Source organism: Arundinibacter roseus (assembly GCF_004348825.1).
GTDB lineage: Bacteria > Bacteroidota > Bacteroidia > Cytophagales > Spirosomataceae > Arundinibacter > Arundinibacter roseus.
On record NZ_SMJU01000001.1, the window covers coordinates 373,765 to 386,975 of the forward strand.

10 protein-coding genes are annotated in these 13,211 nt (G+C 45.4%); 5 read left to right on the plus strand and 5 right to left on the minus strand.

The window, feature by feature from the left end; genetic code table 11:
• The first annotated feature begins 140 nt into the window (after positions 1-140).
• Positions 141-2,030, plus strand: a complete 1,890-nt coding sequence (locus EZE20_RS01640) for a tetratricopeptide repeat protein (RefSeq protein ID WP_132113788.1) — start codon at positions 141-143, stop codon at positions 2,028-2,030.
• Positions 2,031-2,099: 69 nt separating this feature from the next.
• Complete coding sequence (locus EZE20_RS01645) at positions 2,100-3,530, plus strand: phospholipase D-like domain-containing protein (RefSeq protein ID WP_132113790.1); 1,431 nt, start codon at positions 2,100-2,102, stop codon at positions 3,528-3,530.
• A 19-nt stretch (positions 3,531-3,549) separates the two neighbouring features.
• Here EZE20_RS01645 and EZE20_RS01650 read toward each other — a convergent pair whose 3' ends face one another.
• The 4 genes from EZE20_RS01650 to EZE20_RS01665 all read right to left on the minus strand — a co-directional run bounded on the left by EZE20_RS01650 (position 3,550) and on the right by EZE20_RS01665 (position 7,796).
• Positions 3,550-4,401 carry a phytoene/squalene synthase family protein gene (locus EZE20_RS01650; protein ID WP_132113792.1) on the minus strand — a complete coding sequence of 284 codons (852 nt, stop codon included), beginning with the start codon at positions 4,399-4,401 and terminating at the stop codon, positions 3,550-3,552.
• A gap of 105 nt (positions 4,402-4,506) precedes the next feature.
• Positions 4,507-5,991, minus strand: coding sequence for a phytoene desaturase family protein (locus tag EZE20_RS01655; RefSeq protein ID WP_132113794.1), 1,485 nt, complete (start codon positions 5,989-5,991; stop codon positions 4,507-4,509).
• 142 nt (positions 5,992-6,133) lie between these two features.
• Positions 6,134-6,646: an RNA polymerase sigma factor gene (locus EZE20_RS01660; protein WP_132113796.1), complete on the minus strand. Its 513-nt coding sequence runs from the start codon at positions 6,644-6,646 to the stop codon at positions 6,134-6,136.
• A 283-nt stretch (positions 6,647-6,929) separates the two neighbouring features.
• On the minus strand, positions 6,930-7,796 hold the full coding sequence (locus EZE20_RS01665; RefSeq protein ID WP_132113798.1) for an NAD-dependent epimerase/dehydratase family protein: 867 nt from the start codon (positions 7,794-7,796) through the stop codon (positions 6,930-6,932).
• A 65-nt stretch (positions 7,797-7,861) separates the two neighbouring features.
• Between EZE20_RS01665 and EZE20_RS01670 the strand changes: the two genes are divergently transcribed.
• The 3 genes from EZE20_RS01670 to EZE20_RS01680 are packed head-to-tail and all read left to right on the plus strand — an operon-like array spanning position 7,862 to position 12,611.
• A complete protein-coding gene (locus tag EZE20_RS01670) occupies positions 7,862-8,944 on the plus strand; it encodes a gliding motility protein GldB-related protein (protein WP_132113800.1) in 1,083 nt (360 codons plus the stop codon).
• 33 nt (positions 8,945-8,977) lie between these two features.
• Positions 8,978-10,804 carry an ABC transporter ATP-binding protein gene (locus EZE20_RS01675; RefSeq protein WP_132113802.1) on the plus strand — a complete coding sequence of 609 codons (1,827 nt, stop codon included), beginning with the start codon at positions 8,978-8,980 and terminating at the stop codon, positions 10,802-10,804.
• On the plus strand, positions 10,782-12,611 hold the full coding sequence (locus EZE20_RS01680; protein WP_228713494.1) for a MutS-related protein: 1,830 nt from the start codon (positions 10,782-10,784) through the stop codon (positions 12,609-12,611). The genes EZE20_RS01675 and EZE20_RS01680 overlap by 23 nt, the downstream gene beginning before the upstream one ends.
• 90 nt (positions 12,612-12,701) lie before the next feature.
• Here EZE20_RS01680 and EZE20_RS01685 read toward each other — a convergent pair whose 3' ends face one another.
• Positions 12,702-13,070, minus strand: a complete 369-nt coding sequence (locus EZE20_RS01685) for an immunoglobulin domain-containing family protein (RefSeq protein ID WP_132113804.1) — start codon at positions 13,068-13,070, stop codon at positions 12,702-12,704.
• Positions 13,071-13,211: the final 141 nt, after the last annotated feature.

Consider the following 13,211-nt stretch of genomic DNA (forward strand, 5'->3'; position numbering starts at 1 on the left):
CCTGCATTTAGGATTGTTGTAATGATTGATTCTACATGTAGTGGCTACTTTATTGAAACTGAAAAACTCTACTGTTAGAAAAGCCTTCCAAATTTCTTCCCAAACGCCTATATTTATGCAGCCACAAGATAAACAACTCTATGTCTACCTTAACAACTACCTCCACTTCGCATGTTATCAAAAATTTAGGCACTCAATTTAATATAGTTGAGAGACTTCTCAACCCTCAGCATAAGTTTTGGAAAGAACTTCTTGATAAACTTTACGCTGAACGTGACTGGGACGCCTTATACAAAGTAGCTAACAAATGTATAGTGGCCCTACCCAAGTGGGAAGAAGGCTATCTATATCGAGGTATAGCAACCGGCAATTTGAACAAAGAAAATTTACAAGAGATCTTATCGGACTCATCCAAAGCGATAGCAATAAATGCAAAGTTTGGTAGGGCGTTTGCTTTAAGAGGCGTAGTTAATGCGTTATTAAAGGATTACGACAAGGCCGTGTCCGATTGTGATTACGCAATCAAACTAGATCCAAATTCAGCATATGTTTTCCATTACAGAGGGAACGCCAGGAAGGCAATAAATGATGTCCAAGGTGCAATCAACGATTACGACGAGGCAATTCGGTTAGACTCAAAGTATGCCAATGCATACATTAATCGAGGGGTTGCTAAGGAAAAGCTAAATGACTTCGTGGGGGCAATCAAGGATTATGACGAGGCTATTCGATTAGATCCAAAATATGCAATTGCCTATAATAACCGAGGAAATGCAAAGAAGGCCCTAAAAGACCACGAAGGCGCAATCAAGGATTATGACGAGGCTATTCGATTAGATACAAAATATGCAGCAATTGCCTACAATAACCGAGGCAATGCAAAGAAGGCCCTAAAAGACCACGAAGGCGCAATCAAGGATTACGATGAGGCTATTCGATTAGATCCAAAGTACGCAAATGCCTATAATAACCGAGGAAATACCAGGAAAGCACTAAATGACTTCGAAAGTGCAATCAAGGATTACGATGAGGCTATTCGGTTAGATCCAAAGGAAGAAACCTACTTCAATAATCGAGGCAATGCCAGGAAAGAGTTAAAAGACTACGAAGGCGCAATCAGGGATTACGACGAGGCTATTCGGTTAGGGCCAAAAGAAAAAGTCTACTTCAATAATCGAGGCAATGTCAGGAATGAGTTAAAAAACTACGAAGGCGCAATCAAGGATTACGATGAAGTCATTCAGTTAGACCCGAAATACGCATACGCCTACAATAATCGGGGAAGGGCAAAGTACTACTTGAAACACTTTGAGGGGGCTATTCAAGATTTCGACATGGCCATTCAATTGGATCGCAATTATCCGAGTGCATACAATAGCCGAGGGGTTACAAAGAACGAGATAAAAGACTACAAAGGCGCAATCAATGATTACGACGAAGCCATTAGGTTAGACCCAAAGAATGTGCTTGCATACAACAATCGCGGCCACAGCAAAAATAATCTAAAAGACTTCAAAGGCGCAATCAGAGATTGCAACGAGGCCATTCGGTTAGATCCAAAATACGTGAATGCCTACAATAACCGAGGGAATGCCCGGAAAGAATTAAAGGACTACGAGGGGGCAATCAGGGATTACGATGATGCCATTCGATTAGATCCAAAGTGTGCAATTGCCTTCAGTAATCGAGGTAATACCCGGAAAGAATTAAAGGATTATGAGGGGGCAATCAGGGATTATTTGCAAGCAATTGAACTTTGTAGTAGTTATGAAAATAAATGGTTTCACGTGGCTTGGTGTTATGGAGAATTGAATCGTTCGCAACAGGCAATCGACTATTACTCCCGGTACCTTAAAAAGGATCCATACAGCACTTCTGCCTTGAATAATATCGCCGTACATTACGAAGACGTCGGTAACTTAGAAGATGCGTTTCTGCTTAGCAAAAAGGCATATGAACTTGATCCAGAAGATGAAATGTACGAACGAAACTACCAGCGAATAAAAGAAAAGTGGAAGCAAAGTGTCTAGTGCAAGGACGTTTTAGCTTTTTAAAAATAACCAAACTATCATTCCCATATTATCCAACCATGTAGACCCATGCCTTCACAAGCATATTTCGACAATATTCAAAGCCACATCAGCAAGCGACTCCACGTGGCCAAGCATTCTATCCGGGTAGTGGTAGCATGGTTTACCGATCCTGCCTTGTTCGATATTCTGCTAAGTAAACAAAAGCAGGGAGTACAGGTTGAAGTGCTGATGGCAAACCACCGCTTCAACCATGAGTCTCGCCTGGACTTTGAGGCACTGATTCAGCGAGGGGGCTTGGTACAGTTTGTGGGCGATGACGACGAAAGTTCGCCCCTGATGCACAACAAGTTCTGTATCGTTGACGAAAAAGTGTTGCTTTTTGGGTCCTATAACTGGACGCGCAAAGCACAAAGCAACCACGAAAGCATTACAATCATTGACGACGACCGCGCACTTGTTGTTGATTTTCTACAAGAATTTGCCTCCCTAAAATTGAAGCAAATGGGAGAAGGAACGGTTCAGGCTGATTGGGGAAAAATCGTAATCCGACTCGAAACGTTGCTAAACTTGATTCGGCTGGAAGACCAGGAAGATATAGATTATCAGGTTTTGAAAACCAAAGCACTCCTTCCTAAGGAGCAATTGCCCGACTCACTGATCGAGGTTTCGATATTATTAGATGAAGTAGAAAAGGGCCACTACGCCGAAGCCGTCAAGAAAATACAGGCGTTTCTGAACCGAATGAAACAGCTAGTGCTACAAAGCGATGTAGAAGTATCGGCATTGCAGCTGGAAATCAGGGCTTTGGAATGGCAGATAGCCACCTTAGAAGATGAGTTTACCGAACTGGAAAAATTAGTGTACCAATTCTCGGTAAAACATAGCACCGAGCTGGGCGAACTGATACTGATGATCTTGATTCTGAAAAGGCAGATTTCGGAAGCAGAAAAAGATCAGGAAGCCGCAAATGAAGCGGAGAGAGACTACTCACAATACAAGCAGGCCCACGATAGCACTAAAACGAAAGTCGTCAATCATTTGCGGCCTGACGAGGTCGTATTTATCAAGGATATTTACCGAAAGGCTTCAAAGCTGTGCCATCCTGATAAAGTAGGTGCAGATCCTGAACAAAAGAAGGTAGCGCACCAGGTTTTTATTGATTTAAAAGATGCGTACGAAGCCAATGATCTGAATAAAGTAGTAAAGATTTATCGTGATTTGCAACAGGGTATTTATCAGTTTGGTGGAATGATATTAACCCAAAAAAGTAAGCTTTTACAAAGGCGTACCGTCTTACTCGAAAAACGAGAAGCAATAGAAGTTGGTATTCAGGCCCTAAAAGAATCGGAAGAATACCAAAAGGTGGTGCAGGCCGGAGACTGGGACAACTACTTCGCAGACATCAGGAAACAGCTTCTTCAACAGAAAAAGGAATACGAACAGCAGTTGGCGATTTTATCGGCTGTTCAATTTCAGCAACAGTCTTTGGCCAACTAACCAGTTCACTGAAATCATCTCACCAAAAAGACGCCAACAACGCATTCATCCTGAATTTCACGTAAGTCTGAGCAAGCAGGGCGAGTTTGCGGCTATCGGGCACCCGAATGCGCTCATGCTGAATACGGGCCGCAGGCAGGCGTTTTATTTTATCAAATAACGTGCGGTAATATACATACGCCAGGTACACGCCCTGCCGGGCACCTTTGGGAAGTTGCAGAATTGCCTGATAGGCCGCGTCGAAGTCTTCCTGAATATCCTGTTCAATTGCTTTTTTAGAGGTAGGGTCAAATGCCTTAAAATCGACTCCGGGAAAATACACCCGGCCCCGATCCTGAAAATCACTTTTCAGATCACGCAAAAAGTTCACTTTCTGAAAGGCCGAACCCAGCCGCCGGGCTCCCTCGCGGAGGTGATCATATTGGGCTGTATTTCCTTCACAAAAAACCCGCAGGCACATCAGCCCTACCACTTCTGCCGAACCGTAGATATATTCTTCGTAGCAGTCGTTGGTGTAGGTTTGCTCGTACAGGTCCATTTCCATGCTATGCAGAAAAGCTTCAATCAACTCATGATCAATTCCGTATTGATTGACCACCAGCTGAAAGGAGTGCAAAACAGGATTCAGGCAAATTTTCTCCTCAATGGCCCGGAAAGTATCAGCCCGAAACCGTTCAAGCAGACTCTTCTTGTCAAAATCATGAAAGGTATCCACGATTTCGTCGGCATAGCGCACAAAACCATAGATGGCATAAATAGGCAAGTGGAACTTTCGATCAAGTGTACGGATACCCAGCGTAAAAGAAGTACTGTAGTGCTCCGTAATGATCTTACTGCATTGCAGCGTTGTCTGATTGAATAGTTCCAGCATTAGAATAAAATCGTTTTTTGTATTTCTCTGAAATAATATTTCAATATAACCGGATTTCCCAAATTTTGTTAAAACCAGCGTTTGTATGCTCTAAGGTACTGTTTTTTACAATGGAAATTCCTTAGCTACTTCTTCGGCCACTACCAGGCCGGAAATAAGCGACGGCGGCACGCCCGGACCGGGTACGGTCAATTGGCCGGTGTAGTACAAGTTCCCTACTTTTTTGTTTTTCAGGCCCGGTTTCAAAATCGCCGTTTGTTTCAGCGTATTAGCCAATCCATACGCATTTCCTTTAAAGGCGTTATAATCCTGAATAAAATCACGGTGGGCGTACGAACGCTTATACGTTACATGCGGGCGCACGGGCTCGCCTACGTAGGCTTCGAGACGCTCCATTACCAGGTTATAGTATTTTTCACGCACGGCTTCCGTGTCGTCCGTCAGGCCGGGCGCTACCGGAATCAGGACAAAGAGATTTTCGCAACCTTCGGGTGCAACCGTTGGGTCAGTTTTGGAAGGTGCTGATACATAAAATAACGGTTTGGAAGGCCACTTGGGGTTTTCGTAAATCTCGTCGGCATGAAGCGTAAAATCTTCATCAAAAAACAAATTGTGATGCAGCAACTTTGGCACACGCTTGTTGACCCCCAAATAGTACAGCAACGACGAGGGCGCCATTGTGCGGCTGTCCCAGTACTTTTTGTCATAGTTTTGATACGGCTCATCCAATAGCTGACTGTCTACGTGGTGGTAATCAGCACCGGCCACCACGACATCCGCCTCAAAAATCCCGGCGTCCGTTTCTATTCTACGCGCCAGCCCTTCTTTGACTTCAATATGCGTAACTTTTTGATTGTAAAGCATTTTTACACCTTTTTCCTCCGCCAACTTCACCATTCCCTTTACAAGTTCATGCATTCCACCCATCGGATACCAGGTTCCCATGGTCATTTCGGCATAGTTCATGAGGCTATACATAGCGGGTGTTTTTTCGGCAGTAGCCCCCAAAAACAAGATGGGAAACTCAATGAGTTGCAACAGACGCGGGTCCTTAAAGAACTTACGCACGTGAGACGAAAACGATTGAAAAACGTCCAGACGCGTTACGTCATAAAGCAGTTTCAGGCTCAAAAACTCAGAAACTTTCCGACTTGGCTTCCACACAAAATTATTAATTCCGACGTCGTATTTATAGGCAGCCTGCCGCAAAAACTCGTCGAGCCGTGCTGCGCTGCCGCTTTCCATAGATTCAAACAGGGCTCTCAACTGCTGCATGTCAGCGGGCAGGTCTACATCCTGCTGTGCATCAAAGATGACTTTATAGGACGGATCAAGCCGGATGAGTTTGTAATAATCAGCGGGAGTTTTGCCGTAGCGCGCAAAATAATTTTCAAAAATATCGGGCATCCAATACCAGCTTGGGCCCATATCAAACACATAGCCTTCTGCCGAAAAGACCCGCGCCCGACCGCCGGGCCCGCTGTTTTTTTCGAGAATAGTTACGTCATATCCTTTGTGAGCCAGCTGAGTAGCCGCTGAAAGCCCGGCAAAACCGGAACCAATTACAATAACTCTGGGGGAACTTTGCATAGAAAAATAAAGAGAATGCTGCTTTTGAGAACCGATATTAAACAAAAAAGTTAGACGGAAGCCCATCTAACTTTCTCAAACCTTCCTCTTTTTAACCAAAATCTTTCATTGATGCTCTATCTGAGCATGCACCTCCGCTGCTTTAATCCATGTGTGAGTACACACGCAGCATATCTTTAAGTTCTTTCCGGGCAATGTGAATCCTGTTTTTGACCGTTCCGATGGGGATATCAAGTTTGGCGGCAATTTCATGGTATTTGAATCCCCGAAAATGCATCATAAAGGGCACTTTGTACGCCTGATCCAGCGAATCAATCGCCTTTGTTATGTCTTCCATCGCAAAGGCGGTGTATCCTTCGTTGTAGGTACTGTTTTCGGATGAATTGAGGTAATGTAAATTATCAGTAGTATCAATGAATGTATTCTTCCGAATCATCCGCTGATAATTAGTGATGAACGTGTTCTTCATGATTGTGTACAACCATGCTTTCAGGTTTGTACCATCCGTATATTTGTCCCGATTTGTAAAAGCTTTTAGTAAAGTGTCCTGTAAAAGATCGTTTGCATCTTCTGAGTCACGAGTGAGACGCATAGCAAAGGGTTTCAGTGTTTTGGAAACCCGATTGAGGTTATATGTGAATTCAAGAGCGGTCATAGGAAACGTTGGTTTGTTGTGATGTTTTGTTGAACCAAAATAACTAAATCTTAAACAAACTTCCAAGGGGTTCTACAACTATTTATCAATTATTTTTCTGCTTTTTTAAATACTTTGCCTATTTTTAGTATTATTTCTTTAATTAATATGATTAAAATTAAATTAAACTACCAAAAAGCGTTCAACTGCTTAAACAAAATGAAATGGACTGGAAAATTGCGGGCATCCTTGTTTAGTGATGTTTAAACAAACTCAATTCAGCTTAAACAAGAACTGTGCCTGCTCAAGTAGTTTTGTCCGGAGCCTGATACAAAAAATGAAGTGGATCAGGAAAGCGAAAGGTATAGTGGAGATAATCGGTCAGTTTTTCTCCCGAAATAATTTTAAAAGATTCTGGTTCAATCGGTTCTGCAAAGGTTGGCGGCGTCCATCCAAAGGCCTGACACGACTGTACAAACACCTCCTGCCGCGATGGATGCTGAGGCGCAACCACATTGAAGGTATCAGCGGGCAATCCTTCAACAATCAATTGGGTGATAAGGCTCACGACATCATCCTGATGCACATAATTGACCGGCGTGCTACCGGTTGTCAGGTTTGTCTTGCCCTGCACATATTTTCCCGGAATGCGGTCATAGCCCATCAAACCTCCACAGCGCAGGATTGTCACCTGTTGTCCTTGCGCATGCCTTGCCCGCAGGATTTCTTCTGCTTCAAACATAAAAGAGGATGCCGCCTGCGCTTGTGTCGTTACATCCTGTTCAGTCAGAATCTGACTGGTTTCCGGATATACCGATGTTGAACTTATGTATAGTATTTCTTTGGGTTGAGTATTTGTATTTAACAATTCAACCAACTGTTGCATCTGCTGTGGATGAAACTCCCCTCCCTGCCGGGAACTGCGGGGCGGAATATCCACAACAAATACATCGGTACTCAGAAACTCTTTCCAGCCTTCACCCTCTGGTCCGGGGTTCAGACTCAGGCAATAAGCATCAATACCCAACTCCCGCAATGGCTGTACTTTTTCGGGAGTAGTGGTGCTCCCTTTTACGGTGCCAAATCCACTCGCTAATAAATGAACGGCAAGAGGCTTGCCGAGCCACCCACAACCTAAAATACTAATCCTCTTTTTGAACTCGTTTTGCATACTGGCTTTACTTCATGAAAAAAACAACGAATTCTTAAACTATACTTTACAACCCTGACCTCCAAATGAAAACTCGCTTTTGCAACTTTTTGCCTATTTTTGCATGTTTTGTCAACGTGTCTCCCGACTTTGAGCGAATGTATGTAAAGCCTTTATCTTTCTTTTTTGTACTACTCGTACTTATTTCCCTAAATGGTTGCTCTTTTTCTTCGGAGAAAACGCCTGACATTTCGGACATAGCGCTGGAAGTCAAGGTAGAATCTCTCGAAGATTCGCTATTTGGCTGTACATCAGAAGCGGAGGTGCGGGCATTTCTGAATAAGCACCCATTCCTGGGTCAGGTGTTTTTCTCAAACATCCCCAAAAATGACTCCCTTTTGGCCAATCTTCTGTATGAACATATACGTAATAATGCGCTTCAGGGATTCAAAAAAGAGATAGATTCTTTGTATAAAAATCGGGACGAGCTCATAAAAAAGCCTTTGGAAGAAGCATTTCGGTACGTTACCTATTATTATCCCGATTTTACCCCTCCACGCGTCGCCACAATCGTGACCGGATTTATGGGCAACGACCTGTACATATCTGACAGCCTGATTATTATCGGACTGGATTATTTTGGGGGACCACAGGCAACTTATCGGCCGGACGTGTACGATTACCAATTGAGACGCTACCAAAAAGAATATCTGATTCCTTCCATTCTATTTTTCATATCCGATCAATTTACAGGCAAAGATCCACAAGACGCCACCTTGCTGGCACAAATGGTTGACTACGGCAAAGCTTTTGAATTTGTCAAACATACACTTCCCAACACACCCGACAGCCTGATTCTTGGGTTTTCGCAGCGCGACCTGGACAAGGCTGACGTAAGCCAAACCCAACTGTGGGCCTACCTGATTGAAAATCGGCTGTTATACGAAAAAGCACCTTTACTAAAAGATAAGTACATCGGCGAGCGTCCGTTCACTCCTGAAATAGGTCCGGACGTTCCGGGTGGTATTGGCCGTTGGATCGGCTGGCGAATCGTGAATTTATACCTGAACGAACAGCCCGAAGTTACGCTTCCTGAGCTGATGAAAAACCCCAATGCCCGGCAGATTCTGGAACAATCTGGCTATAAAGGGCAGTTGGATGATGAATAGAACATAACCCTACACAGGATTTTACACAACAACATGGCAAAACGCAGATTTGGCAAAAACGACGACGACAGCACCGACACAGAGTCGCCTTTTGCCGTAAAAAAACTAAGCTGGAAAGGCTTAAAAAACACCTTAAAAATATTCCGGTATACGCTTCCTTATAAGAAGTACTTCATTGCAGGTTTTATATTCCTGATTCTTTCCACGGGCACTTCGCTTGCTTTCCCCAAACTTGTGGGCAGTATCATCGAAGTAATTGAAGGCAAGTCGAGCTACACCATCAACCAACTTACGCTGCTTCTCATCGCTATTTTGGTTTTTCAGGCCATCTTTTCCTTCTTTCGAATCTATCTGTTTTCGCGGGTGAGCGAATGGGCCATGGCCGATGTGCGCCGGGAGGTGTACAGCAAGATCATTACGCTACCGATTGGTTTTCTGGAACAGCGCCGCGTGGGCGAGCTTACGAGCCGCATTACGTCGGACGTAACCCAGCTTCAGGATGTGCTCTCGTTTACCATTGCGGAGTTCTTCCGGCAAATTGCCACGCTTGTGGTTGGCGTTGTGCTTATCTCGCTGACTTCCTGGAAACTTACCTTATTTATGCTGGCCACATTTCCGATTATGGTGGTGGCAGCCATGTTTTTTGGCAGGTACATTCGCCGACTTTCCAAGAAAGCACAGGATGAACTGGCTGCGGCCAATGTCATCGCAGAAGAAACCCTGCAATCGGTGAATGTTGTAAAGGCATTTACGAACGAGCAACTGGAAGTCAATCGCTATAAAAGTGCACTTGATAAAGTGGTTGACAATGCACTCAAAGCGGCTACTTTTCGCGGAGGTTTTGTGTCCTTCATCATCTTTGCTCTTTTTGGAGGCATCGTGGGTGTGATATGGTTTGGCGCTACGCTGGTACAATCGGGCGAAATGAGTATCGCCGATCTTTTCACTTTTGTGTTGTATACCACTTTCATTGGCGGGGCAATGGGCGGTTTGGGTGATATGTACGCTCAGATTAACAAAACGATTGGCGCTTCTGAACGCCTGCTCGAAATCATGAGCGAAACCTCAGAGGTAGATTTGAAAGCTCCCAGCACAGAAACGCACAACGTACAGGGTCAAATTACGTACGATTCCATCGAGTTTTCGTATCCTGCACGGGCAGATGTTAAAGTGTTAAAAGGCATTTCTTTTAAAATTGATGCCGGAGAAAAAATAGCACTTGTAGGATATAGCGGAGCGGGCAAATCGACCATTGTGCAGCTCTTGATGCGCTTTTACGATCCACAGGGCGGACAAATCCTGATTGATGGATTGCCGCTGTCGGCCTATTCGCTTACCAGCCTGCGTCGGATGATTGCCGTTGTGCCGCAGGAAGTAATGCTCTTTGGCGGAACAATCAGAGAAAATATTGAATACGGCAGGCCCGGCGCAACGGATGCCGAAATAGAAGAAGCTGCCCGCAAAGCCAACGCCCTGCAATTCATTGAGTCTTTTCCCGAAGGGCTTGCAACGGTAGTGGGTGAGCGAGGCATCAAGCTTTCGGGCGGACAACGCCAACGGGTGGCCATTGCCCGAGCCATTTTGAAAGATCCTAAAATATTGATTCTGGACGAAGCCACGAGCTCACTGGATGCCGAGTCGGAGCAGTTGGTGCAAGTAGCCCTGGATGAGCTGATGAAAAATCGTACGACGCTGGTCATTGCTCACCGACTGGCAACTATCCGTAAGGTTGATACTATTTATGTAATTCGGGAAGGACAAATTGTAGAATCAGGTTCGCACAACGAGCTGGCACTGATTGCCAATGGCCTTTATGCCAATTTAATTAAACTCCAATTTGAAACAGCTGAAACCCACTGATTCTGTGCTCAAAGAAACCTCTCCTGCTGATTTTTTTGCGGAGCAACTGCGTATTGCGACTGAGCAGGAACAACGCGCGCAAAGTCGTTTTAACGGATTAGCCATTGGGCGTTTGGCTATTTTTGGAGGTATTTTATTTTTTCTGTGGCTCTGGAATTCACAAGCCGAGCCGCTGTATGGCCTCGTAGCGCTGGGTTTGAGTGGTGCTTTTGTGGTTGTGATGAAATTTCAGCAAACCGCCCGCCGGCAACGCAACTTTTTACGAAATCTGCAAGCCATTAATACCGACGAACTAGGACGCCTGCGCTACCAATTCCAACGCCCCGAAACCGGTGAGGCCTTTGCGCAGCCCAACCATGTATACGCGGTTGATCTGGATATTTTTGGCAAGCATTCTTTGTTTAGCCTCATCAACCGAACCCGCACCGACGAAGGCAGTCGCCGCCTGGCGCATTGGCTTACTCAACACGCCGCACTCGACGAGATTCTATTGCGGCAGGAAGCCGTGGCTGAGCTGCAGGCAGACCCCACCTGGCGCCAACGCTGGGAAGCCACCGCTCTGCTGCATACACACGCTGCACAGCAGGTGGGCGCACTTCGGGAGTGGGCCAACGAGCGTATGGACACAACCCTCCAAAAATCGTTCCTGTGGCGGTGGTGGCCATTGCTAACCGCCCTGCTCGGTGGGCTGGCGTGGGCAAGCCTCCTGCCGGGCTGGCTGTTTTGGCTCAGTTTGCTCTGGCATCTGGTTCTAATCAGGCGTTTTCAGGAACCCATTCAAGCGTTAAGCTTACGTACAACCGATCTTGGTCATACGCTTATTGCCTATGCCGACCTGATTGAACTGGCCAATGAAGTACCGTTTCGGTCGCGTTGGTGGAAGCTCCGGCAAACACCTGCACAGCAGGCAGGACGGGCTATACGTCAACTGGGCGATTGGTTTGCTCGTCTGGACTACCGACTGCATCCGTTCTTTATGGTACTTATCGGCATTCCGTTTTTATGGGATCTTCATTGCCTGGCAGCTCTCGAATCCTGGAAAAAAGAACATGGCGCTGAGCTGGAATCCTGGCTCGACTCTCTCGCAGATTTTGAAGCCCTCAGTAGCCTGGCCGGATTTGCCTTTGCGCATCCGGACTATCCCATGCCGCAGGTTGCGTGGGAAGATGGCGTGCTTGTGGATGCACAGCAGCTGGGACATCCGCTTATTCCGGGAGATAAGCGCGTACCAAATGATTTTGTGCTTGCCGGAACTGGACACACGACATTGATTACCGGCTCCAATATGTCTGGAAAAAGTACTTTCCTGCGTACCGTCGGAATCAATCTGGTGCTGGCGCAGATGGGCTCGGTGGTATGTGCCCAAAAACTGACATGTTCGCCCGTGCAGGTATTTAGCAGCATGCGTACGCAGGATTCCCTGGAAGAAAGTACTTCGTCATTTTATGCAGAACTCAAACGCCTGCGACAGCTTCTTGAACTGTCGGCAGCAGCTACCTCTACGACTCCTATATTCTATTTATTAGATGAAATTTTGAAGGGAACCAACTCCGCTGATCGGCATCGGGGAGCCGAGGCACTGATCAAACAACTGCATCCGATGCAGGCCTCCGGTTTGGTTTCTACCCACGATCTGGAACTCGGAAACTGGGGAGCAGAGCAGGCTTTTGTTCGTAATTGCCATTTCAGGTCAGATGTGCAGGATGGCAAACTTCAATTTGATTATTCCCTGTACGAGGGCATTTGTCGAAGTTTTAATGCCAGCGAACTCATGCGGATGATGGGAATTGCCGTTCCTGAATCCTGAGAATTTCGTAGAAAACAGCATACGAAAAGCGCCCGATTATGTAATTGGAATCATAGCGGGCGCTTTTTTACTGGTAAAGTTTTTTGCATACTATACCAAAACTGAGTTTTGTGCTTTTTTTTCCAGCTTCTTTTTAGTTGCTTTCTGGTTCGCAATTTCCTGCAGCGTTGGCTTGGCTTTTACCTGCGTATACCATTTCAACATTTCTACAAGATAACGCTCGGGTGGCTCACCGTTGTCGTTGATTGCCTTTCGAACCATTACGTAGTGTGTAGCGCCGGCAAAATCCACTTTCAAACATTCAGGATCTTCATTGGGAGAAACAATCTCGAAGATGTACTGTGGATAATGGCCTTTGAGTACGAGTCCCGAATCTTTTTTTGCGAGAGGATCGGACAACAACATCCATCGTGAAAGCCCATTTCCAGGCTTCTTGATGATTACAGATTTCATTTCCATTGATACTAGGGTTAATTGATATAGAGAGGGTTTGTAATGTGCGTGCGTACTTTCAATTTTCAATGGCTAAAATTTCTGCATTATGCGTTTCCCCTCAATGTCTTTTGCTCCATAAATATGTAGTTTCCCAAATGCGTAAGA

What these genes read in the sequence shown, in the direction of transcription:
- EZE20_RS01665 (WP_132113798.1), bottom strand. Translation starts at nt 7,796, where the DNA reads ATGCAAAACGAGTTCAAAAAGAGGATTAGTATTTTAGGTTGTGGGTGG.
- EZE20_RS01670 (WP_132113800.1), top strand. Translation starts at nt 7,862, where the DNA reads ATGAAAACTCGCTTTTGCAACTTTTTGCCTATTTTTGCATGTTTTGTC.
- EZE20_RS01640 (WP_132113788.1), top strand. Translation starts at nt 141, where the DNA reads ATGTCTACCTTAACAACTACCTCCACTTCGCATGTTATCAAAAATTTA.
- EZE20_RS01675 (WP_132113802.1), top strand. Translation starts at nt 8,978, where the DNA reads ATGGCAAAACGCAGATTTGGCAAAAACGACGACGACAGCACCGACACA.
- EZE20_RS01685 (WP_132113804.1), bottom strand. Translation starts at nt 13,070, where the DNA reads ATGGAAATGAAATCTGTAATCATCAAGAAGCCTGGAAATGGGCTTTCA.
- EZE20_RS01645 (WP_132113790.1), top strand. Translation starts at nt 2,100, where the DNA reads ATGCCTTCACAAGCATATTTCGACAATATTCAAAGCCACATCAGCAAG.
- EZE20_RS01650 (WP_132113792.1), bottom strand. Translation starts at nt 4,401, where the DNA reads ATGCTGGAACTATTCAATCAGACAACGCTGCAATGCAGTAAGATCATT.
- EZE20_RS01655 (WP_132113794.1), bottom strand. Translation starts at nt 5,991, where the DNA reads ATGCAAAGTTCCCCCAGAGTTATTGTAATTGGTTCCGGTTTTGCCGGG.
- EZE20_RS01660 (WP_132113796.1), bottom strand. Translation starts at nt 6,646, where the DNA reads ATGACCGCTCTTGAATTCACATATAACCTCAATCGGGTTTCCAAAACA.